Genomic DNA, 25,110 nt, shown 5'->3' with positions numbered 1-25,110 from the left:
AGTTACGTCGGCACTCACGTTAAAGTAACAGTGCCCGTCACGTCAATACGCGATCCGGCACCGGAGAACGGCGGAAGATTGGCGGTAACGATAACCGCAGCCGTATTTTTAGCACGCGTCGAATTACGCGGCGCATTGATGCCAAGATTTTCCAGCATGGCGCGCATCGACTGTTCGGTGAACGGCGAATTGCGCAGGCTGTCGCCTGTGCCATTCAAGCCTATAACCAGACCATAGCCGACAAGCTGATTTTCACGCACGCCCTGAATTGTGGCTATGTCTTTGAGACGTGCAACGGCACTGCCGCGACCAAGTTCGGCATAGGCCATTTTGGACGGATCGCCGCCCGCCCCAAGCCAATCCGCATCGGCTTCGACAGCGGAACGGAATTCGGTTGCGTTCTTTGACGATTCATCCGCGACCCCCGTTATCGGCGTGAGCACGAGGGCAAGGCAGGCAATAAGGGTGGTGAATGTTTTTATCACTGCATCCCCACCTGAATGCGACCATCTGCGAGAACCGTACCGGAGACGATAAGGCCACTATCAGCGTTACGGACCCTGATGAAATCACCAACAGCACCCGATTCAAGCGGCGTCCCCGTTGCGGTGATGGTCAAAGGACCCGAGGTGAAAACCATCAGCGCAGGCTCGCCACGCGTCACCATTGAAGGCTCCGAAAGGGCTGCCATCAGGATTGGCTTTCCCGAAATAAGCGTTCGGCGGGCGACCTTGCCTGTCACCTGTTCAGGTGAAAGCACATATTGTTTGGCGGCTGGCGGGCTGATGTAAAACTGTTTTTCGACCAGCGAAACATCGCTTACGACCTGTCCGGGATAGACAGTGACGGAAGGCACAAAGAAAGCCATACGCTCAGCGGCCTGTGCAGCCGGGGCGCTCAACACCAGAAAACTCGTGGCGAGTATTGCACTTGTGTTCCGAAAAGCTTGTCTCAGGCGCTTCATCATCGCAATCACCATCAGCGCATATTCTTGGAAACGGTTGCAGCCATTTCGTCCGCAGCCTGAATGACCTTCGAGTTCATCTCATAGGCACGCTGGGCGGAGATGAGATCGGTAATTTCCTTGACCGGATCGACATTGGATGCTTCCAGATACCCCTGTTTGACCGTGCCAAAGCCGGGATCGCCAGGGTTGCCCGCAATCGGACCGCCAGAGGCTTCCGTCTCGCGGTAGAGATTACCGCCTAACGGCTCTAGACCCGCCTCATTGGTAAAGCTTGCAAGTGCGATACGACCAATCGCTGCTCCCATTTCGATACCTGCGTTGCCTTGAACCTTGGCAAAGACTTCACCGGAATCATTGACCACCACTTCAATCGTGTTGGCGGGAATGGCAATATCAGGCTGAACCAGATTTCCGTCCATGGTGACAAGCTGACCGTCAGCATTGGTATTAAATGCACCAGCGCGCGTATAAAGCGTTTCACCGGTTGGGCTTTGTATCTGGAACCAGCCTTTACCCGTCAGCGCCAAATCGAGAGGATTACCGGTCTGATTGAAGCTGCCCTGAATATGCAGATTACGAACGGCCGCTGTCTGAACACCCAGCCCCACCAGCGCACCTTCCGGTACAACAGCCTGATTGGCCTGATTGGGAACACCCGCAGTGCGCTCTGCCTGATAAAGCAAGTCAGAAAACTCTGCGCGAGCACGCTTGAAGCCAGTCGTGTTGATATTGGCGATATTGTTGGCAATCACTTCCAGATTAAGCTGCTGGGCGTTCATGCCAGTTGCGGCGATCGTCAGGGCTTTCATAGCGCGTCCTTAATAATAGAGCCTATCTGAACTCAGACCGGCATACGGCTGATTTCGAGATAGGCCTGTACGATCTTGTCACGGATAGCGATTGCGGTTTGCAGCGACTGTTCCGCTTCCATCACGGAACTGACTACATCACGCACTGGCGCATCCCCCTTGATGCCCTGAATGGATGTTGCTTCCGCGGCCTGCAATTTCTGGCCAACCGAATCCGTCATCTGGGAAAGCACTTCACCAAAAGATGCACCGGGAGCGCTCGGAATGGCCTGTGGTGCCTGGGTGGAACCGACATTTGTTTGGGCAACTGTTTCGGAAAGGCGCGACAGGGCATTGCGCGCCGAAATGCTCATGATTGAGTCATACATTATGTGTTCCTCATCAGGTCGATGGTCATCGAGATCAGCTCACGTGCCTGCTTGACCACCTGTAAATTGGCTTCATATGAACGGTTTGCTTCGCGCATGTCCGCCATCTCGACGACCATGTTGACGTTAGGATATTTAACATAACCGCGCGCATCGGCCGCCGGGTGGCTCGGATCATATTGCTCAACGAAAGCCGATGTATCATGTCCAACTTCCGCAACACGCACCTGTGCTGCACCCGTTGCCTGTTCGACTTCGGTGCGAAAGGAAACTGTTTTGCGGCGATAAGGATCGGCATCGGCAGTCTTGGCAGTGGACTGCGCATTGGCAATGTTTTCTGAAACAATGCGCAACCGTGTCGACTGTGCCGACAGGCCGGAGGCCGCAATTTTCAGTGTGTTCTGCAAAGCATCGGACGACATCGATTATCCCTTCGCAACCGACAGCATCATGCGATGAAACGCTTTGACGATGCTTGTATTGAGCGAATAATCACGCGCTATTTCACCTGCCTTCATCATTTCCTGCTCGACATCGACGGTGTTTCCCGAATGGGTTTGCTCGGTAATATCTTCAGGACGAAGACGCGCACCGGCAATGCCATTGGCCTCCACTTCCAGATGCTGTGCATTGGTTGCAGCCATAGTGAGCTGGGTTTTACTCAACACATCCGCAAAGGGCTGAACGTCACGCGCCCGAAAATCCGGTGTGTTCGCATTGGCGACATTGCCCGCAACAGTCGCCTGTCTTACCGACAACCATTGCGCTTGCCTCGACGCCAGATCAAACAGATGAATGGAGCTCATGGAGTTTCCCGCCTTTACCTTTGGTTAACTTAAAGGTCGGAACTTGCGTCAAGCTTGCGTTGGGTAAGGTTGAAGGGATGTTCCCCTACTTACGCATATCAATCACGCCGCCATTAGACGTCGTAAGCTGCCAGCTCCCTGACCCGTTATCGCGACGGAGCGAAACAAGATGGCTTCCGTCCGGCAAAAGCGAACCTTTTTCGACAAACCAGTAACCGGATGAATCTTCAATCATAGCCATGCCGCCAACCACTTCGCGCAACGCGAAAATGGGCTTTGGCAGCGGCTGACCTTCGCTGCCACCTTCCCCACCCGGACGATTGCTGGTTCCCGGCAAACCCTTGCCATTGGACATGACCGAACTCGTCGTCATGTCATCAATAGCTTCATCGGGTGCGACTTCTTCATTGGGTCTAAACGCTGGAAAGCTACGAACGGTCTTCTGATCGGAGCGGTCAAGCGGATCGACAATTTTGCTATCGGACTTTTTTTCAGGACCAAGATCAACACGCTGCAAATAGGTGACGAAGGGCAACATCGCGCAGATCGCGGCAAGCGTGATGGCACCAGATTTGAGATAGCGATCCACCTGGCTTTGCGGCTTTTTAGCGCCTTCTTTCATAGCAGCGGCTTCCACCTCTGCGGCAAGATCAGCCAGAACTGCCTCTTCCCTGCTTTTACGAGAACCCGTCATGATGCGTTATGCCTGTTTATCTGCGCGCAAAGCTGCGGCAAGGTCTGAATAGGGATCGTCGGAGACGTTTGTTTCGGGCGATTGCTGGAGCGCTTCATAGACACGTGGCACCAGATCAACAGCCTGATCGAGCAATCCGTCATGGCCTTTCTGATAGGCTCCGATTGCGCGCAGATCGCGCGTCTCCTCGAAGCGGGCCACCATGGCGCGTAATTGCCCGGCAAGCTTGCGCTGGTCGGCAGACCAGTTGTGCTTCGCAAGACGCGATACCGATGCGGGAATATCAACTGCCGGAAAGCGCCCCTGTGCAGCAATGGCACGATCAAGCACGATATGACCATCCAGCGTGCCGCGGATCGTATCGGACACCGGATCATTGTGATCGTCACCATCGACCAGCACGGAATAAATGCCGGTAATGCTGCCGCCCGCGTCACTCACACCGGGACCAGCGCGCTCAAGCAAGCGCGGCAACTGGCTGAATACACTTGGCGGATAGCCGCGTGAAACCGGCGGCTCTTCCGCAGCAATTGCCACTTCACGCGCTGCATGGGCAAAGCGCGTGACGGAATCGACGATCAGCAGAACATTTTGACCAAGATCGCGGAAATATTCGGCAATCGCCGTTGCCGTATTGGGGGCCAGACGGCGCATCATCGGGCTTTCATCGCCCGTTGCAACCACGGTTATAGTCTTGTCGAGATGACCGGCCATGGTTTCTTCGAGCATCTCGCGCACTTCACGACCGCGTTCGCCAGTCAGCGCCAAAACCACGGTGTCGAAATCGGCAGCACGCGTCATCATGGCGAGAAGTGTCGATTTTCCAACGCCGGAACCTGCAAAAATGCCAATACGCTGACCAAAGCAAAGCGGTGTGAAAATATCGATGACATTGACGCCGGTACGAAGACCGCGATCCACGCGCGAGCGGCGCAAGGCCGCCGGAGCCAGGTTTTCCGAAGCCATCGGGCGCGTGCCGGGATGAACCGCGCCTTTTCCATCAACTGCATTGCCAAGTGCATTGATGACACGACCACGCCATTCGGACGCGGGATGTATTCGCAGCGGCCCTTCTTCAAACACCGCAGCACCCAGCGAGGGGATGATCCGGTCATCAAACGGCTTTACCAACACCTGCCGGTCAGCCACGCGAATGATCTCGCCAAGACTTTGACCACCTTCCGCACGGATCGCCACCACATCGCCCAAACGCGCATTGCGTGACAATCCGCGAACGGCAATTGCCGAACGCGACACATCACTGACCGTACCGCCAAGACCTGTCAGTGGTCGGGGCGCTAGCGTCTGCTGGCGAACAACAGCGGCCAATCGTGCGAGCGGCAGGTCAGCTATCATCCGTTTTTGGAGCCCAGTGTTCGGATGGCTTCGGCAACCGTGCTTTCCTGTTGGGTCAGCAGATTATTGGCCTGCTCAAATGCCCGACTGACACTGATCAGCCGCGTCATTTCGGTCATAGCGTCAACGTTGGAGCCTTCAATCATGCCCTGCACAAGACCGACACTGTTGTTATCGACAATCGGCACAGCGGGCTTGTTTGAAACCACGCCGGAATTGCCGGCATATTTCAGCTCTGCATCTTTCGGAATGGAATAAAGACCGATAGCGCCGATCTGTGCGCCATTCTGATAAATGGCTCCGTCGCTTGAAATCTTTGGCGCACCACCATTCGGATCAAGCACAATGGGCGCACCGCCGACATCGAGAACCGCATTGCCCATGACGGAGACAAGGTCGCCTGTCATCATCATCTTCATACGACCGTCGCGCGTATAGACCTGCCCTTGCGGGGTAGAGACAGCCATCCACACATCGCCTTTGACTGCGACATCCAGAGGATTGTCCGTCTTGATCAATGGACCAGCTTCGGTGCGGATATAGCTTTTGCCCGCACTCGCAAAGCTCACATCACCATCGGCTTTATTGGAGACGATGGATTCAAACTTGGTACCTTCGCCGCGAAAACCAACTGTCGAAACATTGGCCACATTATGCGCAATCGCATCCATACGCCGTTCAAGCGTGACCAGCGAAGACAGGCCAACATAGATTGAATTATTCTGCATTTCTTAGCGCCCGCCCGGTTTGAAACTTTGCAAGGTGCTCAGAATATTTACCGAGATCCCGACTGAGGATGTGCCGCCCAAAAGCAGCGATGCAATGGAGGCAGGCGAACTCTGCGTTGGATTATTCATCTCATACATTGCCGTGAAACGGGCAATGAACTTCGACACATATGCGGGATCGGACATTTTATCGAAATCGATCCGCTCTTCGATCATTTTGGCCTGTTTGTCGACATCCGCATTGGACATGGATGCTGGCCAGCCAAAAGTCGCCTGCACCATTGAAAGCAACGCCCGATCGCCAAGAATTTCATATGCATTGGTGAGTGTCGGCGCCTTGCGCTCGAAATAAAGCGCCAGACGCACACCTTCATTCTGGCTACCGGCGTCGCTTTCCAGTGTTTGCCGCATATATTTATCGACAACACCCTGTTGTGCTGCTTTGGTGTCAGTTGCCTTGTCACCCTTGGCAGCAAAATCGAAGGTGGTGGCAAATTCCTTATAGCGCTTGTCGGTCAGCTTATTTGCCATGGCATCATTGCTGACAACGCCTTCCGTCAAAATTTTGCGCACAAAGGCCTTGGCATAGGCCATGTCTTCAAGACCGTAGGCTTTCATAGCATAATTGAAAAGTCGGGTATCGGACATAAAATCATCGATGGATTTCACATTGCCGATATTCTCTTTGTAGTAAGCAGTTTCCCGCTCCACCAAAGGTTCCTTTGACACACGCTGCAATGACCGCGTCATATCAGACGCGATCAGGCGATAGCTTGTCATCGTATCGACCATAAGAAGCCCCTTCTTCACACTTGCCTCTTTATGAAAGGTCAAGCTTGTCCGAAGCTGATTTCATTTCAAACCTCGCTGCAAGCTTCGCGCAAGCCGCGCACCATAAGGTGCAATCAAAGAAATTGTATCTGTGGGGTTTTTAGCTTTGGGTATTCTCATCGGCCTTGCCATCACACTGGGTTGCATGCTGGGTGGCTTCATCGCCATGGGCGGTCACGTCAGCGTGCTCATTCAGCCGTGGGAGTTCGTCATTATCCTCGGCTCGGCGCTGGGTACTTTTTTCATCGCCAATCCATTTTCGCTGATAAAAGACACAGGCAAAGCCTGTATGGAAGCCTTCACCAACAAGGTGCCAAAGCAACGCGATTATCTTGATGTGCTGGGCGTACTCTACAGTCTGATGCGTGAGTTACGCGCAAAATCGCGCAATGAAGTGGAAGTCCACATCGACAATCCGAAGGAATCTCCGATTTTTCAGGCTTTCCCAAGCATCATGAAAAACGAAGATCTCATGCATTTCATCTGCGATTACTGCCGTCTGATCATCGTGGGCAATGTGCGTTCCCATGAAATCGAAGCACTGATGGATGAAGAAATCCATACGATCCAGCGTGACAAGCTCAAGCCGTATCAAGCTATGGTCAGTATTTCCGAAGCCCTGCCAGCACTCGGCATTGTTGCCGCGGTTTTGGGCGTCATCAAGGCCATGGGCGCGCTTAATCAATCACCGGAAGTTCTCGGCCATCTGATTGGTGCGGCACTTGTTGGAACCTTTGCCGGTATCTTCTTTTCCTATGGCGTTGTCGGACCGATCGCAACCAAGATCAAATCAACTCGCGAAAAGAACAACCGCCTCTACACGGTGGTGAAGCAAACGCTGCTTGCCTATATGAACGGTTCGCTGCCGCAGATTGCTCTTGAATATGGTCGAAAGACAATCTCCGCCTATGACCGCCCAAGCATCGATATTGTCGAGCAGGAAACCATGGCGAGCGCACCGCTCCAGCAGGCCGCTTAACATGACGACATTGGGTCAGAACCGCAAGAATGATGTCCTTGCTGAAAACCTGCTGCGCGCAGCAGGTCTTTCGGGCGATGACCTCAAATCGCTTGCGCATGTCTTCAAAGATGCATCCTCGCATTTTTGTGCGCGTCTTGCGAACGGTTCTGCGGCAGCGTTTGATGCCGAAGCGGGATCAGTCGATGCCACCGACGAAGAAAGCCTGAGCCAGATCCTTGATCAGGCCGCAATCATTGCCCCCCTGAAAGCTGATAGCTGGGGCTGCTCGCTTTATGTGACCGCCGATTCAACGCTTGTTTTTGCCGTCATAGAAGCCATGTTCGGTGCGCAGGGCAACCTTGGAAATACCGACCTTGAGCGTCCATTCGGAATGATGGAGCGCAAGGTATCCAGCCTTGTCACATCGCATCTTTCGGCATCGCTTGATCAGGTTTTCACAAGCAACGGAACACCACTTTTTACGCCTGGCGAATGTCTTGATACGGTTGATTTTAACCGTGAGGATTTTGAACAATCACGCCTTTTTAGCTGCCGCATCGAAATTGCTGCCGCAGGAAAAAGCGGCATTGTTCATCTCCTGCTGCCACGCAGCACTCATAAGCCGATGCAGGATGCTGTTGCTGCGTTTTTGCGCCGTCCAGTCAATCAGGCCGATCCCGCATGGACAAAGAAGATGCGCAATGAGGTTAGCCGGGCTCGCATTGAGCTTGAAGCCTTCATTCAGCAAGGCAGCATGACCCTTGATGCGCTTTCGAAACTTGAAATTGGTCAAGTGCTGCAACTTCCCGTCGATGCCATGGAGCAGGTTCGTCTGCGCGCTGGAAACCAGCAGCTATTCAAATGCAGCTTAGGCAAATCCGGCATTCATTTTACAGTCAAGGTTGGCGATCCGGTCAATCAGGAAGAGGATCTCATTGATGAGCTTGTTGCTGGCTAATATTCTTTCCACGCTGATGGCTCTCGGCTCGCTTGGTGCTCTCATTGTTGTTGGCCGCAAGGCTAACGAAACGATCAAGCTCGGCAAAATGCTGACCCTTCGTGTCGCCGCCGCATCCAACGGCTTGGAACGCGTTGCCAAATCACTGCAAAGCCAGCGCACCGATCTTACCGATGAAACTGTACGCATTGAAGCGCGTCTTACAGAAACAGCACGTGTGCGCCGCGAAATGGACGAGGCAATTGAAGAACTCAACCGTCTGCGCAAGGCACTGACCCGCGATATGCGACAGGCGCGCAACGTGACGGAAATTTCCATTCGTGCAGAAAATGCTGCGCAAAGTCACGTTGCTGAACCCGCACCCAAGGAAAAGAAAGCCCTGCCGGTTTTCGTGCGCCGTGCCGTCAAAAAAGCGACAGTTGAAATTGCAGGCCAAGCGTGAGCACCGAGGGCATGAGCACTAAAAAACAAGGATCACAAAATGCCGCATGAGCTGGATGAGGCCATTGAAGAGTTACGCGAAGAAAAGCCCCGTGGTGCCAAACCGGGAAGCGCTAAGCCCAATCTCGAACTCATCATGGGTATTCCGGTTGACGTTCAGGTGGTTCTTGGCGGCACGACCATGCCCGTTGCCAACCTTATGAAACTCGGCCGCGGCGCAGTTATCACGCTCGATAAGCAGATCGGCGATCCCGTCGATATCGTCGTCAATGGACGCGTCATTGCACGCGGTGAAGTGATCGTTCTTGAAGACGATTCCTCCCGTTTTGGCGTGAGCCTCACCGAAATCATCGGTAAATAACGGATCGACCATGGCCGATAATGAACAGCAAAAGCCTTCCGACGACAGCGCGAGCGGATTGATCGATACACTTTCCGGTCCGCAGAAGGCTGCCGCGATCCTTGTCGCCATTGGCCGCCCGTCTGCCTCACGCCTGCTCAAGCATTTCAACGCCGACGACTTGCGCAAGCTTGCCGGTCATTCACGAACGCTCGAACCAATTGCGCCCGCAGATTTCGAGCTTCTGGTCAAGCAATTTGAAGATTCCTTTGCAGAAGGCGCACCCGTTTCCGAAGCCGCCCAGCGCTTTGAAGGCTTGCTACGTGAAGCTCTGCCACAAGATGAGGCCGACGCCGTCTTTGAAGAACGCGTGCAGCCTCAGCTCGTGCAGGAATCTGTCTGGGTACAAGTTGCGCGCCTGCCGGTCGAAAGCTTGCAGGATTATCTTGCAGATCAGCATCCGCAGATCATCGCCTATATTGTTTCCAAACTGCCTTCCGATATGGCAGCGCGTATTTTTGTTGGCCTGCCTCCGCAATTGCGCGGTGCGGTCGTGCAGCGTTCGCTTCACATCGGCAATGTTGCTCCGGCGGCTTCGGAGCTTCTGGAAGACGTGCTTAGGCGCGATCTGCTTGGCCGCAACGATGCAGGTCCGGTCAAATCCCATCATGGCCAAATCGCCAATATCTTCAATCAGCTCGACCGCCAGGAAATGGAAGAACTGATGGCGAGCCTGAAGGATTTGAGCCATGATGATATTTCCCGCATCAAAGCCAAGCTCTTCAATTTCGAGGATATAGAACGGTTGTCGCCGCGTGCGCGTCTGCTTCTTTTCGATGAAGTTCAAACCGAGCAGATCGCAACGGCGCTGCGCGGCGCGGGTGCTTCCCTCCAGGAAACCATCCTCTCGTCACTGTCGGCGCGCGGTCGCCGTATGGTCGAAAGCGAACTCACCGCAGAACAGGGCAATATCACAAGCCAGAACATTGCAGATGCACGCCGCGCCGTTGCTCGTATTGCAATCGATTTGTCGGAACGCGGCATCATCACGCTCGATTCAGACGAAGCTGCGGATTAGAGCGCGTTTCGATCTGTTTGAGTCAGATCGGCGCATCTTAATCGTTTGTTTTAACGCGCATCCCGAAAACCGTTTCACACTTTTCGGGATGCGCTCTAGGTCCTGTGACACATGTCCGACGATACCGACAAAGAGAGCAAAACCGAAGAAGCCACTGAAAAGAAGATTAGCGACGCGCTGGATAAGGGCAACATGCCCTTTTCACGCGAAATGCCCGCTCTTGCCGGTATCGCATCCTTTCTAATCATTGCGGTCTTCGTCGCAGCCCCCGCCACAACCAAACTCACCATTTTCCTGCGTGAACTGATCGACCGTCCCGAAGACTGGCTGCTTAACAGTGCTGAAGATGCAAGCCAGCTTTTCACCGTTCTTGCGCTGGCAATTGGTCTTGCGCTGGTGCCTATCTTCGTCATCATTCCACTGGCAGGTGTTGCGGCTTCCGCCTTTCAGAATGCGCCGCGCATGGTCGGCGAGCGCATTCGTCCGCAGGCCTCGCGCATATCACTGATCAAAGGCTGGCAGCGCATTTTTGGGCGTTCCGGTCAGGTTGAGTTCCTCAAATCGCTGGCAAAGTTCATCGCTGCCAGCATCATCGTTTTTTTTGTGTTTTTCAAAGGCAACGACCTTTTCACACAGGCTATTGCGACAGATCCGAGCAATCTTCCAGAGTTCCTGCGCGAGAATATGGTCCGCTTGCTGGTCGCAAATGTTCTGGCAATCGCAGCCATTGCCGCATTCGATCTGGCGTGGTCCCGCATTCACTGGAAACAGGAATTGCGCATGACCAAACAGGAAATCAAAGATGAACTCAAACAGTCCGAAGGCGATCCTCTGGTCAAAGCACGCCTGCGTTCGCTTGGACGTGACCGTGCCCGCCGCCGCATGATAAGTGCGGTGCCGACAGCAACACTGATCGTCGCAAACCCGACCCATTTCTCTGTCGCATTGCGTTATCGTGCCAATGAAGAAGCCGCGCCAATTGTCGTGGCAAAAGGGCAAGACCTGATTGCTCTGAAGATAAGAGAAATTGCAGCCGCAAATTCAATTCCAGTGTTCGAGGATGTCCAATTGGCCCGTGCTCTTTACAAACAAGTCAATGTTGATCAAATGATCGCACCGGAATTTTACAAAGCTGTTGCCGAACTTATTCGTATTATCAATACACGTCATTCAATACACTAATCGGTTTTCCAATGAATTTATTATGCGCTAATATACTAGGTTTCTGTCAACACGACCCAGTGGTGTCACGATGAAAAGCATGCAGTTTTCAAATGAACGCGAAGCAATCATTGCGCGGAGCATCCGCGAGGTGGTGGCCGATCTCCGTTTGGTCGATCCGGCTGATTATATCGCCTTCATCCGCTGTGAGCTTTTCGCCAACATCGCCGATGTCGTGAACTCCGCAACGGAGCTGTATTTTTACACGGGGACGCTCAGTCTGGGCCATGGCGGTGATTTCGTTTGCGACTGGTTCAGCAATCCATCGGTCACGCTGGACATGGAATTTCGCAACAAAGGCGTTTACGCCTATTTCCGCCTCACACTATCCGGAAAGACTGCGAGCGTTGAACTCAACCATATCGTCTTTGATAATCCGGATGAAAATCCGGCACAGAACACAGCGCGACTTGCCGATGCTATCGACGATGCAAAGCTTTCACTGCGTAAATCAGCATGAGAGGACTGCCTGAATACTCCGCGCTATTGTCCAAATAAGTGCTGTACTTCGGGCATATCGATAATGCCAAGCGAAAGCGCCGTTGCGACCGCCGATGTACGGTTTGAACAATTGAGCTTAATTTTCGCGTTCTGAAGATAGGTTATGACAGTCCAACGCGCGATGCTTAGGATCTCGGCAATCTCGCCATCCGTCTTGCCATTGGCAGCCCAGCGCAAGCAATCGAGTTCGCGTTGCGTGAGAAGACCGACAGAGGCGCTCAACTCCCGCCCCCCGCAAAGCGCATTGTGAAGCATGCCCCCGACACTTAACAAACGCGGGCGCAAACCAGCGATAAACCCATCGCGATCTTTAAGATCATCAATTTGAAAACTGAATTTCGAACAGCCGGAAATGCCCTTTGGCGAACGCGCAGACACAGCGACGTGAATATTGCCCAATCCCTGCTTATTCGCATCGCGAAACATTTCCGCTATCGCCTTGCTTTTATCCGCATCGCGTTTGAGATCATGAACCAGACCGCTGACATCCGAGCGAAAATAGGGTGCATCCTCTTGGAAAAGTGGATCGATTTTGAAATAGTTGTTGTTGGCATATCGTGCCATCCATCCGGTCGGTGCAGACGTTACAACCGTCAGATCAGAGGTGAAATCTTTCGCGCTCTCGCTCACGCGATTTCGATAAGCATGCATAATGTGGCGACAGCCGATCTCGTCGCGTATACGCGCCATCAAGACAAGAATATCGTTTTGAAATGTGGCTCCGAAGAAGGTTTTTCTGAAATTTGGAAAATGGATCAGATTGAGAGTCATGCCTAAAATCCCTGCAATGAAACAAAGAGGGCCTCATTCGAGCCGTTGCATTTTCCAACGACGAATCGACTCCATCACGCTTTATCAGAAGCATCTAGACACTAGGAAAACCATTCTTCTGGCAAGTCGCTAATATAGGATTGGCGGGTCTTACACACAGGAACAGTTATATCTGCAAAAATGCAAATAGCGCCCCGTCCGCTTTCTCTGGCGGATGGGGCGCTGGTTTTCGGGCTTAACGCTGCAAAGCCTCTGCCATGGCACGCAAGGTTACGAATGTGGACGCTGCACCCGGATCGATATGACCGATCGAGCGCTCGCCAAGCTTGGCTGAACGACCACGACGCGATTCCATTGCAGCCGTTGCTTTCATGCCCGCTTCTGCACCATCGCGAGCTGCAATCAGCACGTCCAGCGTCGATTTTCCGGCCTTCGCAGCTTCATTCGCAGCCTCAACCGCGGGAACCCATGCATCGATCATCGTTTTGTCGCCCGGTGCCGCGCGGCCACGATCCTGGATGCCCTGGGATGCCGCCGCAAGCCATTCGGCAATGCCTGTGCCATCAAGGTTCAGACGATTGCTGACAGCCGTGCCCGCACGCAAGAATGCTGTCGCATAAAGCGGGCCAGACGAAGCGCCAACCGCATCCAGAAACGCCTTCGCCATGCGCTTGCAGATCGCTTCAATGGTTTCATCGCCCTGCTCGTCTTCAAGCGCATGTTGAACGGCCTTCCAACCGATCTCCATGGTGATGCCGTGATCTCCATCGCCAATCACGCCATCAAGTTCCGAAAGCCAGTTCTTTTCAGCAATTATCTGATTGCCGACATTCATCATCATGGCCTTGAACAGCGCAGGCGTCACATCACCATCGGTGATGAGCTTGCGTGGTGCATCGGATGCCGCCTCCTTGTGTTCAACGCTCCGGGTTGTTTTGCGATGCGAAGCCGGTTCGCGGTCACCCTTCTGCACAGCACCAACCGTTAAGGCTGGCGTGTGGCACGGATGATCGAGAAGCGTCTGCAAGGTGGTGTCGAGCTTCATCAATGTCACCGACGCACCAGCCATTTCGAGCGACGTCGCATATTCGCCAACCCAAGAGGCATGGATCTGAACGTCCCTGCCATCAAGGATCTGCTTCACACGACGGAAGATCAGATAAAGCTCAATATGCGTGGTTGCGCCCAAACCGTTGACCAGCACAGCGACACGATCACCGGCCTTGAGTGCCAGTTCTTCGACAACGGAAGCCATCAGTTCGTCGGTGACTTCATCGGCAGGCTCGAGTTTCTGACGGCGTATGCCTGGCTCACCATGCAAACCCATGCCAATTTCCATCTCGTCATCGCCGATCGAGAAGTTTGGCTTGCCAGTCTGGGGCAGCGAGCAAGGGCTTAGCGCCACGCCCATCGAACGGGTCGCTTCATTGGCAGCCTGTGCAAGCGCTTCCACACGCGGCAAGGATTCACCCAGATCAGCCGCAGCACCTGCAACCTTGAACACGAAAAAGTCGCCGGCAATACCGCGACGTTCTGACTTGCGATCAAGCGGCGCTGAGGCCACATCATCGGCAACCGCGACATGACGCACATCCATGCCGCCCTGTGCCAGTTCTTCGGCAGCCATGGTGAAATTGAGAACGTCGCCGGTGTAATTGCCATAAAGCATCAACACGCCAGCACCGCCGTCAGCAGCGCGTGCAGCTTCAGCAATATGTGCGGGTGAAGGCGATGCAAACACATTGCCAACAGCTGCAGCATCCGCAAGCCCGCGCCCGACATAGCCTGCAAAGGCAGGCTCGTGACCTGAACCGCCGCCGACAACGATGCCGACTTTGCCTTCACGCGGACCATCGACCGCCACAACTGCACGACCTGTTTCGCCTTCAACACGCAGAATATCAGGATGTGCGCCGACCATGCCTTCGATCATTTCTGCAATGATGTTTTCAGGCGCGTTGATCAGCTTCTTGGTTTTCACTTGTTCATTCATAGCTTTGGCTTTCTTCAACGTGTCGCTTGATCAGTGTGCATCCCGGCGCAGATAGCGGCGCGATATAGCATCAAATGAAATGGCCAGCACAACGATTGCACCCGAAACAATGCCCTGCCAATAAGGAGAGACACCGAACAGAACAATAATGTTTTCAATAATAGCGATGATACCTGCACCGAGGATCGCACCAATCGGACTGCCAATACCGCCTGTTGTGGCAACACCACCGATGACGGAAGCAGCAATCGGAGCCAGCACCCAGCTGTCACCAATGGACGGCTGTGCTGTACCAAGACGCGCCACCATCAAGACACCTGCAAGGCCTGCAATGGCACCGGCAAAGCCAAACACCATGAGACGTACACGATCCACACGAATACCCAACATGCGTGCACCGTCGCGATTGTTGCCAATGGCATACATGTAACGGCCAAATGGTGTTTTCAGCATCACGAAAGTCGCGATCAACAGAACCACGAACATGATGACAAACGGTACGGGAATTCCGAAGAAATCACCACGACCAAGGAAATGAATTTCGCGTGGTATTCCGGTAATCGCAACGCCACGCGTCAGCACCAGATTGGCGCCACCAAAAATGCCCGCCGTACCGATGGTCAGAACCAGCGAATGCAGCCGCAGGAAGGTGACGAGGAATCCGTTGAACAGACCGAGGCAAAGGCCAAGCAGGATCGCCAACAACATTGCTGAATAGGGTTCGAACCCCATGCGCATCATCAATATGCCGGACACGACGCCGCTCAAACCACCAATAACACCAAGCGACAGATCGAGCTCGCCCAGCACCATCAGCATGGACTGCGCAATGGTGATCAGCCCGACAAAGGCCAGACCGCGCGCAACGACCGACATGTTGTAAGGCGTAAGGAAGTAAGGCGACATGACTGCCGACAGGATGAAAATCACCAGCAGGGCCACAAAAACGCCTGCAAGCGGCGTACGGATGAGACTGGAAAGGGGGTTAGTTTGCATCGGCTTTTACCTCTGTTCCAAAGATCGCGCCCACGAGTGTTTCATTATTGGTATCGGTGGTTGAAAACTCACCGGTGATATGGCCGTTATGCATGGTGATGATACGGCTTGCGCATTTCTGCAATTCGTTGAGTTCCGAAGAGACGAGGATGACACCGACGCCTTCTTCGGCAAGATTTTTCATGATCCGATAAATCTCGGATTTGGTGCGAATATCGATGCCCTTTGTCGGCTCGTCGAAGATCAATACGCGCGGGCGGGTTGCCATAGCGCGACCGATGATGGCCTTCTGCTGATTGCCGCCTGAAAGCTGCGAGATGCGCTTGCTCATACCTGAAGTGCGAATGCCGTAATCGTCGATGATCTTCTGCACGATCGTGCGTTCGCGACGATCAGAGATGCCAAGCTTGCCACTGGTCAGCGACAACACCGAAATGCCGATATTCTCGCGCAGCGACAGAAGCGGCAGAATGCCGTGATGTTTGCGCTCTTCCGAAAGATAGAGCATACCGCCTGCAACCGAACGCGAGGTATCATTGAGCGTCCAGCTTTGGCCCTCGACCTTCACTGTGCCCGCCTGGGCTTTCAAAAAGCCGAAGATCGTTTGCATCACTTCGGAGCGACCTGCACCGACCAGACCGGCAAAGCCCAAAATCTCGCCCTTGCGCAGATCAAAACTGATGTCTTCAAAACGCGAACCGGACAGGCCGCGTACTTCCATAATGGTTTCGTTGGTCGGCTTTGATGGACGGAAATGCTCATCGAAAGACAAATCACGACCGGACATGGCACGGATCAGATCCGTTTCCGTCACTTGTTTGATTTCGCCGCTTTCAACCTTGGTGCCATTGCGCAGGACTGTATAATCATCGCCAATCTGGAAAACCTCTTCCATTTTATGGCTGATAAAGACGATGGCATGATCGCGGTCAAGCAAACCACGAATGACCTTGAAGACACGCTCGACTTCAACACGCGTCAGCGAAGATGTCGGCTCATCAAGAATGAGCACCTTCATCTGCTCATTGGTGCAGGCGCGCGCAATCTGCAAAAGCTGCTGATCGGACACGGAAATACTGGCCACCAGATCATCTGCCTGCGCTTCAATACCGAAGCGTTCGAGATAGGATTTGGCCTCTTCCATCAACGCCTTGCGATTGACAAGAAACCCGCCATGGCCTGTCCGGTTGAACGGCATGAACAGATTTTCCGCCACGCTCATCTGCGGAAACAATGTGAGTTCCTGCGGAACATAAGCGACGTTTTTATAAAGGGTGGGATCAGTGGTCGGATCACGACCATCAATGAGCACCTGACCGCGTGAAGCGCTGTCGGTTCCCGTAAGAATCTTGACCAGTGTGGATTTACCGGCTCCGTTTTCGCCAGCAAGAATATGCGTACGACCCAATTCAATTTTCAGGTCAACGCCGTCCAGCGCGGTCACGCCTGGAAAGTCCCGGCCTAATCCGCTTGTTTCAAGATAAGCCATGATGGACACCTTGGACACATATCAGTGCACGTCCGGCAAAGCGCAGGTTGCATTCTGATAAAAAAGAAAGGATGGAGCACGGGCGAACCCGTGCTCCTGCAACGCGATCGGAACGGATCAGTTGCCTACGTTTTCCTTGGTGAGGAACGCATTGCCGGTATCGATATAACCCGGAACCGGAGCGCCGGTTGCCTGTGCCCAAAGCACCATAACCGACCAGTAACCCTGAAGTTCAGGCTGCGAAGCGGACGAACTGTCAGCCACGCCATTGCGGATCATGTCGAGCATTTCGGGCAGATTGTCGAGACCGACCAGCGTGACCTTGCCCTGCTTGCCAGCTTCAACGATTGCCTGACCAATGCCGATTGGACCAGCGGCATCCGATGCAACCCAGCCCTTGAGGTTTGGGTTGGCCTGCATGATGGCCGCTGCCTGCTGCTGTGCAATCTCGATGCTGTCATTATCGATGCCTTCGGCAACGACCTTGATACCCGGATGTTCTTTGAACACTGCACGATGGCAATCAGCGCGGATCGAATGGTTTGGTGCGGTTGGCACGCCCATCATGATCGCGACTTCGCCTTCACCACCCAGAACTTCAACCAGACGACGGGCAGCAATCTTGGCCTGCTCGCAGAAATCCGAGCCGATATAGGTAATTGCCATGCCTTCAGGTGGCACAGAGTCAAACAACACCAGCGGGACTTTCTGGCCCTGTGCTTCTTCGAGCGATGCACGGTTACCCGATGGATCAAGCAGATCGACTGCAAGACCATCCGGGCGGGTTGCAAGCGCACTGTCGATGATCTGGTTCTGCTGAACAACGTCCGCGCTCTGTGGTGCGGAGTAGACGATTTCAACATTGGCGCCAGTCTGCGCCTTCAAAGCCGCAGCGGCCTGCTGCGCGCCTTCGTTCACCTTGTCGAACCATGGGTGAACGACCTTTGGAACGATGACGAAGCGATAACTGTCTTTTTTGACAGTGCCGGGCGCGTCCTGCGCCATGACCGAAACAGGCAACGAAAAGGCAGCAACAGCCGCCAGCAAAGCAAGCTTTTTCATAAATTCCTCCCTTGGAAATCAGACGAAACACCCTCCCGCCTGACTACTTGAAAGATCACCAGGAAAGGCTCCTCTGCCTCTGCCTCATAGCGAACTCTCAATCTCAATACATATGTATAATTGAAAATACAAGAGTAAAATAAGTTCACTGCAAATTCGAGACAAGCAAAAATGGATGGCAAAGTGAACGGAAATGGCAGGCCCGCATAAGATGAGTATAATTCTCATATATTATTGCATTTGATGAATCATGGAATTATGGTGCCGCCACACAAATCCGGTGCCCGCCTTGAACCAATCTGAAAAATCCAATTTGCCCCCGGCCTTTCCGCTGCGCGATATTGCAGACATTGATACCGCTATTGCAGATTATTACGATGAACTGTGCCGCGCAGTTCGTCGACGCGGACACACATCCTCAAATGCTAATGAAATCGTCCATGATCTTTACGTAAGGCTGAAAGATCGCAGGACCGATCTTCAAGGCAAATCTTCACTGCGTGCATTTCTCACACGCGCGGCAATAAATCTGGGACTTGATCGTTTTCGCCGCGAACGCCTTGAAGCAAAAATCTTTTCCGGCACAGGAGAAGAGGCCGCGAACATAAGCGGCGAAGCGATCAATCCCGACATTGCTCTTGATATGCCACAACGGCTTCATTGCTTGCGCGATGCGATCATGGAACTTCCTTTTCGCCAGCGCCGTATTTTCATTGCCAGCCGCATTGGCAATTTGCCCCCCGACGACATTGCTATTCGCTTTGGAATAACGCGCAATATGGTGGACCGGCATCTTCGCAAGGCGCTTATTCACTGCCTCTATCGGCTCGATGAACTGGATCAGGCATAATGCGGCAAGCAGCAACCAAACCGGACAAAGCTCAACGTCTTATTCAGGAACAAGCCGTTGACTGGCTGATGCAGCTTCAGGCATCACCAAAAGACATGGAATTGGTAGAGGCATGCGACCTCTGGCGCACAAGCGATAGCCGCCATGAACTTGCATTTGCCAAGGCATCACGCGTTTTCAGCGATACGCGTTTTCTGCTGCTGCAAGACACAGATTTTGCGAAAGCAGCCGCCAGAAAGCCTCGCCTTCCCGTTCGCGTCGCAATAACTTCAATGCTTGTGTTTGTAGCGCTGGCAGCCAGCTTCATCGCTTTTGATGGCCCGATGCGCATGCGCGCCGATGCAATTTCAGCAAGCAGCGAAATGCCCGTGATAAAACTCCCCGATGGATCGACAGTTCAGCTCAATTCTAGTTCAGCTATCGCCTTCGACATCACAGAAACCACGCGCCGCGTTCATCTCCTGCGTGGCGAAGCTTATTTTATTGTGACACCGGACCCCCAGCGACCCTTCACAGTCACCGCAGCCGATGGCGAAGTTACCGCGCTTGGCACAGAGTTCGATGTGAAACTGAAAGATCGCGGCGCAGACGTTGTCGTCACAGAACATGCCGTTCAGGTAGAGACCAGCACAACATCAGCGGCCTTTAGCCCGCGCGATACGTTACGACTCGAACAGGGACAAAGTGTTTTCTATGATAATGCAAGCGGCATCGGGCAAGTAACAACAGTTGATCCCGAACTCGCAGCATCTTGGCGCAATGGTCGGCTTGTTTTTGAAGATCAGCCGCTGGCGCATGTGGTCGAAGATATTGCGCGGCATCTTCCTGGCCGGGTGATGATTACAAGCAACGACCTTGCACAACGCCGCATCACCGGCACCTTCGATCTGTCTTCGCCATCCATCGCTCTTGATGATTTCATCAAGGCGTTTGATCTGAAAGCGAAGCATGTTGGGTCGCTGCTGACAGTTTTGCATAATTAATTTTCAATCGAATGTCCCAAACTCCAATTTTCACTCGTCCAGTTTATGAAAGGCATTTTGCGCGGATAGTGCGCGTGCCTCAAGATCAAAAATGCCCAACGCCTTGAACGTTGAGACTGGAAACGACATGAAAAGCCCCTCCTCGCGCATGCTGATTGCCTGCGCACGTTCTCTTTTTGCTTCGCTGCTTATGAGTGGCACTGTTCTTAGCCCATTTCTGGCCTTGCCTGCTATGGCACAAGCAACAACGCAAGCCATCGCCGTAAATGTGCCAGCAGGTACGCTTGCAACCGGCCTCACTCGCCTTGCCATTCAGACAGGCCTGCAAATCGCATTTGATGCATCTGTCACGCAAGGGCTCAATACGTCCGGCGTGCGCGGAACCATGACACCTGCCGAAGCCCTTTCCACCTTGCTACGCAATACCGAGATACAATATCGCTTTACCGGTACAAAAACGGTTCGTCTGGAACGAGAAACGGACGCAAACAATGCGATAGCACCTGTTACCGATGGTTCACTCGTACTGGATACAATCAACATTTCGCGCATTACCGGCGTAAATTTCGCGGAGCTTGATCCACGTGTATCGCAGATCACATCTGAGCAGTTGGAACAGGCTCAGGCCTCGACCATTCCCGAGCTTGTTAAGAGAACACCCGGCGTGTCGATGCTAGGCGGCGTGCGCACGGAAGGCCAGTCAATTGCAATCCGTGGCTTTTCGCGCCAAACCGACGTTCGCATCCTGCTCGACGGCGCGCCGAAGAACTTTGAAAAATATGATCAGGGCACAATCTTTGTCGAGCCTGAACTTCTCAAGCGCATTGAGATCGAAAAAGGCGCAACAACTGTGCGTTACGGCAATGGCGGTTTCGGCGGCACCGTAAAACTTGAGAGCAAAGATGCAGCCGACATGCTGCGTGACGGTGAGAACTGGGGCGCCTGGGGCAAAACCGCCTATCAAACAGCGAATAAGCAGTATCTGGAAACTGGAGCCGTTTATGGCCGCTCTACCCTTGGCACCGGCATGAATTTTGACGGCATTGCTAGCCTGACGTGGCGCAAGGGCGACAACATGCGCGTCGGTGGCGGCGATGTCTACAACTACTCAAACTCCGAACTAACGTCCTTTTCCGGTAAGCTCAGCGGCGAATATGATGGTCATGCTGTCAAAGCTTCGGTTCTTTACGGCGAATGCGCCAATTGGGGACCGCTGGCAGCTATTCGCGGTCAGTTTGAGCCAAGCAGCAATGTCTTGGTGCCCGGCACCCCCGCATATAAAACGGCCATGCAAAGACTCCTCGCCTGGCGTGAACTCAAGGATTTCACCTCCGTTGTCGAACACACCTATGATGGTGACAGCGATCTGGTGAACACGCGCATTATGGCAAGCTATTCCTCAACCGATATGCACGCCGAGCGCTTTCCGGGTGTCAATGGCACGGCATCGCTGGGCGGCACCGAAAACGATGCGAAATATTCGGATTTTCACATTGAAGCGGAAAACACTTCCAATTTCGAACTGGGCGGAATTGAGCACAGTCTGAATTATGGCGTGCAGTACAATCATCATGTGCGTGATGTGACAATGTTCGATAAAGCCAATGAGAGACAAGCGCAGTATAATTACGGCTATTATGCACCGTGGATCATGCCTGCTGGCAAACAGGACGTGACATCGTTCTTTATCCGCGATCGCATGGCGATTACTGACAAGCTGATGATCACGCCGGGAATTCGCTACGATTATGTGCGCTCCGAAGGCGTTCCCAATGCAGCCCCTCGTTATAATAATCCAGCCGCTGGTCACGATTATTCGGCAACATCACATGATGGGTTCACACCGGCCTTAAGCGCTTCTTATCAGATCACGCCTGCAACGCGCCTTTTTGCCGATTGGGCCTATGCAATGCGTGCGCCGAACATTGATGAAATTTATTCAACCCAAAGCATACAGACCAAAACTTCGGGAACGAGCCGCGACCTTGAGGTTGAACGCAACAATACAATCAATATTGGTGCCGATACCGCATTCAACAGCCTGTTCACAGACGGCGATATGCTGATGGTGCGCGGCTCATTCTTCAACAATCATATCTCCAACCCAGTCGGACGACGCGTCGGAAGCGCGAACAATGCCGATCTTAAAGCAGGTGAAGCTCCGTTCTACTGGAATATGCCGTCCTATTATACACGGGGTATTGAGCTCGAAGCCCATTACGAAAACAGTTTCATGTTCGCAGATGCCAGTCTCACTTACATGATTGGAAGGCGTGAGGGTACACTCAACAATGTGCGTGGCCCCGACAGCTATATCAACGACATTATGCCAACGACATTGGTCACAACATTGGGTTACAAATTAGCCGATCAGGATGTTAATTTCGGCTGGACAGGAACCTTTGTCGACAAGCAGGACAGAACTTCGCATGTCGTAGGTGATTTGAGCTATAATCGCCCTAAAGCGCCGGGCTATTCCGTGCATGACCTTTTCTTCAACTGGACACCCACACAGGGTTTCATGAAGGATTCAGAATTGCGTCTTGCATTGGAAAACGTATTCGACAAAAATTACGAGCCATATCTCAGTGACGGTATTTCGGCCATGCCGGGACGTAACTTGAAAGTTTCGTTCAGCCGCAAGTTCTAAACACAGTTCAAAATGCCGGGGCTTACAGCTCCGGCATGTTTAGCAACCAGAGCGCATCCCAAAAGTGTGATACCGTTTTCGGGATGCGCGTTAGAACAAGTAATTGAAACGCGCTCTCAGACGTTTCAGTCCGACGACTTTTTCAGAGCTTGTTCTTGCAAGTTTTTTAGATCGACAACAATGGCCGCAGCTTCATTCTGCAGCACATCCTTGATGTCCTTGCGAGCGTTTTCCAAAGCGATATCATCACTCAGGCTTCTCTCGTTGGACTGTAACCCATCATCATTTTGGCCAGATGATTGCGAGCGCGCTGCCTGCGCCTTCATTTCGGCACGACGCTCATCTTCATTGAGAGAAATCGTCAATTTCTCACGATTAAGCTTCGAAGTGGAAACATCGTCGGCAAAGCGCTGAAACTCGGTATCGCTTTTAATGCGTTCGTCGTGCATTTGCTGCAACGTGGGAAGAAAGGCTTTCGCTTCACCAAAGGATTTGTGCTTCGCGGGTTCAATTTGGGTCCACGGCAACGCGTTGTCGAAGCTCGCTTCGCCGACCGTTTTAAGATTGTAAAGGCCGGGCAAGCTTATATCGGGTGACACACCACGCAACTGGGTCGTCCCACCATTGACTCTGAAAAACTGGGCAACAGTGAACTTCAACTCGCCAAATTTCGGTTCCGGATTTTGTGCCACTTCGTCCAGATTGACCACCGTCTGTACCGTGCCTTTACCGAAGCTAGGCTCACCGATAATTAAGCCCCTATCATAGTCCTGTACTGCGGCCGCAAAAATCTCTGAAGCAGAGGCCGAACCCCGATTAATCAGCACTCCGAGCGGGCCGCTCCAGGCAGGTTTAGACAGATTATCGCTTTCTATCTTGATTTCACCCTTCGCATTGCGCTGCTGAACGACTGGGCCTTTTCCTATGAACAAACCTGTCAAATCAATGGCTTCGCTCAGTGATCCACCGCCATTGTTGCGTAAATCAATCAAAACGCCATCAACCTTTTCTTCGCTTAGCTCTTTAAGAAGCTTGGCAACATCGCGGCTGGCACTTCTGTAGTCCTTGTCGCCTTTTCGCCGCGCTTCAATATCTTCGTAAAAGGCCGGAAGCGTGATGACGCCAACTTTACGCGTTTCATTGCCGTCTTTTACAGACAATACCTTCTTTTGAGCAGCTTGCTTTTCAAGGCTGATCTTATCGCGAACCAAACTGATAATCGTATGTTTGCCGTCGGCGCCAGCATCCGCCGGCAATATTTCAAGACGCACAACAGAACCCTTGTCGCCGCGTATCAGCTTGACGACCTCATCAAGTCGCATCCCGACAACTTCCTTGATCGGTTCATCCTCGCCCTGCCCGACACCAACAATCCGGTCGCCGACCGCCAGTTTACCTGACAGCTGCGCCGGGCCACCAGCCGTCAACTCACGAATGGTTGTAAAGTCATCACGATCCTGCAAGACCGCGCCGATACCTACGAGGGAGAGCTTCATAGAAATATCGAATTCAGCGGCAGCATTTGCACCAAAGTAATCGGTGTGCGGGTCGACAGAGGTCGTATAGGCCGCCATGAAGAGCTGGAACACATCGTCTGGTTTGGATTTTGAAGCGCGTGAAAGTGAGTTTTCGTATCGCTTCGTCAGCGTATCGCGAATGGCGCTATCATCTTTTCCGGCAATTTTTAGACGCAGCCAGTCGTTCTTAACCCGCTTTCGCCATAAATCATCTCGTTCCGATTCCGTTTTAGGCCAAGACTCTTTTTTTCGATCAACCAGATAACTCTCTTCCACACTGAAGTCGAATTTCTCACTCAGCAGATGCTCCGCATATGACATGCGATCAGCAATGCGCTGGCCATAGATATTAAAAATAGCAAACGGAATACTCAGATCCTGCTGCTTGATGGCATCATCAATCTCAGTGCTGCGGGATTTGAAACTATCGATGTCGGATTGCAAAAAAATAAGCTTTTCCGGGTCGAGAGTCTCGATAAAACGATCCATAATTTTGACTGACAATGCATCGTCCAACGCTACTGGCTTATAGTGAAAGCGCTGGAGAAATTCGGATGTCAATTGCGCTGCTTGCGCCTGCTGCGGGAGCGGTTCGAGAACAGGCGGCGAACCAGCTTCTAAAGCATTTGCCGGTGAACCAATCGCGAGGATGAGGCAAAGAAAAGCATATTTTATACGGAGCACTTTTATCCCGCTTTCGATTGATGAGCTTATGATCGATAGACTATTTGAAATAATTA

Annotated in this window: 25 protein-coding genes and 1 pseudogene; 10 read left to right on the top strand and 16 right to left on the bottom strand. The window is 52.8% G+C overall.

All coding sequences use genetic code 11. The features are described from left to right. Nucleotides 1-35 precede the first annotated feature (35 nt). The 10 genes and pseudogenes from CEV31_RS20455 to CEV31_RS20410 all read right to left on the bottom strand — a co-directional run. Nucleotides 36-485 (bottom strand): annotated as a pseudogene (locus CEV31_RS20455) (flagellar basal body P-ring protein FlgI); the annotation flags it as partial. After that, nucleotides 482-967: a flagellar basal body P-ring formation chaperone FlgA gene (flgA, locus tag CEV31_RS20450; RefSeq protein ID WP_374847456.1), complete on the bottom strand. Its 486-nt coding sequence runs from the start codon at nt 965-967 to the stop codon at nt 482-484. The gene flgA and the pseudogene CEV31_RS20455, both read right to left, overlap by 4 nt. 11 nt (nt 968-978) lie before the next feature. Further along, the gene (flgG, locus tag CEV31_RS20445) at nt 979-1,776 is read right to left on the bottom strand and encodes a flagellar basal-body rod protein FlgG (protein ID WP_094510036.1); all 798 of its coding nucleotides are present in this window, start codon (nt 1,774-1,776) and stop codon (nt 979-981) included. 32 nt (nt 1,777-1,808) lie between these two features. Continuing rightward, nucleotides 1,809-2,144 (bottom strand): flagellar hook-basal body complex protein FliE, encoded by a 336-nt coding sequence (locus CEV31_RS20440; RefSeq protein ID WP_094510034.1) that lies wholly within the window; start codon nt 2,142-2,144, stop codon nt 1,809-1,811. Next, the gene (gene flgC, locus CEV31_RS20435) at nt 2,144-2,566 is read right to left on the bottom strand and encodes a flagellar basal body rod protein FlgC (RefSeq protein WP_094510032.1); all 423 of its coding nucleotides are present in this window, start codon (nt 2,564-2,566) and stop codon (nt 2,144-2,146) included. Before flgC ends, CEV31_RS20440 begins: the two co-directional genes overlap by 1 nt. A gap of 3 nt (nt 2,567-2,569) precedes the next feature. Further along, on the bottom strand, nt 2,570-2,950 hold the full coding sequence (gene flgB, locus CEV31_RS20430; protein ID WP_094510030.1) for a flagellar basal body rod protein FlgB: 381 nt from the start codon (nt 2,948-2,950) through the stop codon (nt 2,570-2,572). Between the two features lie 85 nt (nt 2,951-3,035). Further along, nucleotides 3,036-3,647 carry a hypothetical protein gene (locus tag CEV31_RS20425; RefSeq protein ID WP_094510028.1) on the bottom strand — a complete coding sequence of 204 codons (612 nt, stop codon included), beginning with the start codon at nt 3,645-3,647 and terminating at the stop codon, nt 3,036-3,038. Between the two features lie 3 nt (nt 3,648-3,650). Beyond that, nucleotides 3,651-5,000 (bottom strand): flagellar protein export ATPase FliI, encoded by a 1,350-nt coding sequence (gene fliI / locus CEV31_RS20420; protein WP_094510026.1) that lies wholly within the window; start codon nt 4,998-5,000, stop codon nt 3,651-3,653. Beyond that, nucleotides 4,997-5,728, bottom strand: a complete 732-nt coding sequence (gene flgF, locus CEV31_RS20415) for a flagellar basal-body rod protein FlgF (RefSeq protein ID WP_094510024.1) — start codon at nt 5,726-5,728, stop codon at nt 4,997-4,999. The genes fliI and flgF overlap by 4 nt, the downstream gene beginning before the upstream one ends. Nucleotides 5,729-5,731: 3 nt before the next feature. Further along, nucleotides 5,732-6,520, bottom strand: coding sequence for a DUF1217 domain-containing protein (locus CEV31_RS20410; protein WP_094510022.1), 789 nt, complete (start codon nt 6,518-6,520; stop codon nt 5,732-5,734). A gap of 145 nt (nt 6,521-6,665) precedes the next feature. Between CEV31_RS20410 and motA the strand changes: the two genes are divergently transcribed. The 7 genes from motA (at nt 6,666) to CEV31_RS20375 (ending at nt 12,018) form a co-directional block, all read left to right on the top strand. Next, on the top strand, nt 6,666-7,538 hold the full coding sequence (motA, locus tag CEV31_RS20405) for a flagellar motor stator protein MotA (protein WP_094510020.1): 873 nt from the start codon (nt 6,666-6,668) through the stop codon (nt 7,536-7,538). 1 nt (nt 7,539) lies between these two features. Then, nucleotides 7,540-8,478, top strand: a complete 939-nt coding sequence (locus CEV31_RS20400; protein ID WP_094510018.1) for a FliM/FliN family flagellar motor switch protein — start codon at nt 7,540-7,542, stop codon at nt 8,476-8,478. Further along, nucleotides 8,459-8,920 carry a BAB2_0123 family type IV secretion system effector gene (locus CEV31_RS20395; RefSeq protein ID WP_094510016.1) on the top strand — a complete coding sequence of 154 codons (462 nt, stop codon included), beginning with the start codon at nt 8,459-8,461 and terminating at the stop codon, nt 8,918-8,920. Before CEV31_RS20400 ends, CEV31_RS20395 begins: the two co-directional genes overlap by 20 nt. Before the next feature lie 39 nt (nt 8,921-8,959). Then, nucleotides 8,960-9,280, top strand: a complete 321-nt coding sequence (gene fliN / locus CEV31_RS20390; RefSeq protein WP_094510014.1) for a flagellar motor switch protein FliN — start codon at nt 8,960-8,962, stop codon at nt 9,278-9,280. Between the two features lie 10 nt (nt 9,281-9,290). Next, entirely contained in the window at nt 9,291-10,337 is a 1,047-nt protein-coding gene (locus tag CEV31_RS20385) for a flagellar motor switch protein FliG (protein ID WP_094510012.1), read from the top strand. A 111-nt stretch (nt 10,338-10,448) separates the two neighbouring features. Continuing rightward, complete coding sequence (flhB, locus tag CEV31_RS20380) at nt 10,449-11,519, top strand: flagellar type III secretion system protein FlhB (RefSeq protein WP_094510010.1); 1,071 nt, start codon at nt 10,449-10,451, stop codon at nt 11,517-11,519. A 70-nt stretch (nt 11,520-11,589) separates the two neighbouring features. Then, on the top strand, nt 11,590-12,018 hold the full coding sequence (locus tag CEV31_RS20375) for a hypothetical protein (protein WP_094510009.1): 429 nt from the start codon (nt 11,590-11,592) through the stop codon (nt 12,016-12,018). 23 nt (nt 12,019-12,041) lie between these two features. Here CEV31_RS20375 and CEV31_RS20370 read toward each other — a convergent pair whose 3' ends face one another. The 5 genes from CEV31_RS20370 to CEV31_RS20350 form a co-directional block, all read right to left on the bottom strand. Continuing rightward, on the bottom strand, nt 12,042-12,830 hold the full coding sequence (locus CEV31_RS20370) for a helix-turn-helix transcriptional regulator (RefSeq protein WP_094510008.1): 789 nt from the start codon (nt 12,828-12,830) through the stop codon (nt 12,042-12,044). Between the two features lie 235 nt (nt 12,831-13,065). Then, nucleotides 13,066-14,811: a dihydroxyacetone kinase subunit DhaL gene (dhaL, locus tag CEV31_RS20365; protein WP_235818209.1), complete on the bottom strand. Its 1,746-nt coding sequence runs from the start codon at nt 14,809-14,811 to the stop codon at nt 13,066-13,068. A gap of 42 nt (nt 14,812-14,853) precedes the next feature. Further along, on the bottom strand, nt 14,854-15,819 hold the full coding sequence (locus CEV31_RS20360) for an ABC transporter permease (RefSeq protein ID WP_094510006.1): 966 nt from the start codon (nt 15,817-15,819) through the stop codon (nt 14,854-14,856). Continuing rightward, nucleotides 15,809-17,308 carry a sugar ABC transporter ATP-binding protein gene (locus CEV31_RS20355; protein ID WP_094510004.1) on the bottom strand — a complete coding sequence of 500 codons (1,500 nt, stop codon included), beginning with the start codon at nt 17,306-17,308 and terminating at the stop codon, nt 15,809-15,811. Before CEV31_RS20355 ends, CEV31_RS20360 begins: the two co-directional genes overlap by 11 nt. 117 nt (nt 17,309-17,425) lie before the next feature. Further along, the gene (locus CEV31_RS20350) at nt 17,426-18,370 is read right to left on the bottom strand and encodes a substrate-binding domain-containing protein (RefSeq protein WP_094510002.1); all 945 of its coding nucleotides are present in this window, start codon (nt 18,368-18,370) and stop codon (nt 17,426-17,428) included. 280 nt (nt 18,371-18,650) lie between these two features. Between CEV31_RS20350 and CEV31_RS20345 the strand changes: the two genes are divergently transcribed. The 3 genes from CEV31_RS20345 (at nt 18,651) to CEV31_RS20335 (ending at nt 22,853) form a co-directional block, all read left to right on the top strand. Beyond that, a complete protein-coding gene (locus tag CEV31_RS20345) occupies nt 18,651-19,220 on the top strand; it encodes an RNA polymerase sigma factor (RefSeq protein ID WP_094510041.1) in 570 nt (189 codons plus the stop codon). Further along, nucleotides 19,220-20,203, top strand: coding sequence for a FecR family protein (locus CEV31_RS20340; protein ID WP_094510000.1), 984 nt, complete (start codon nt 19,220-19,222; stop codon nt 20,201-20,203). The genes CEV31_RS20345 and CEV31_RS20340 overlap by 1 nt, the downstream gene beginning before the upstream one ends. 127 nt (nt 20,204-20,330) lie before the next feature. Further along, nucleotides 20,331-22,853, top strand: a complete 2,523-nt coding sequence (locus tag CEV31_RS20335) for a TonB-dependent receptor (protein WP_094509998.1) — start codon at nt 20,331-20,333, stop codon at nt 22,851-22,853. A 125-nt stretch (nt 22,854-22,978) separates the two neighbouring features. Here the strand turns inward: CEV31_RS20335 and CEV31_RS20330 are convergent, their stop codons facing one another. Then, nucleotides 22,979-25,054: a carboxy terminal-processing peptidase gene (locus CEV31_RS20330; RefSeq protein ID WP_235818207.1), complete on the bottom strand. Its 2,076-nt coding sequence runs from the start codon at nt 25,052-25,054 to the stop codon at nt 22,979-22,981. Between the last annotated feature and the right edge of the window lie 56 nt (nt 25,055-25,110).

Source organism: Brucella thiophenivorans (genome assembly GCF_002252445.1).
Lineage (GTDB): Bacteria > Pseudomonadota > Alphaproteobacteria > Rhizobiales > Rhizobiaceae > Brucella > Brucella thiophenivorans.
This window is presented reverse-complemented; position numbering and strand designations above follow the sequence as displayed.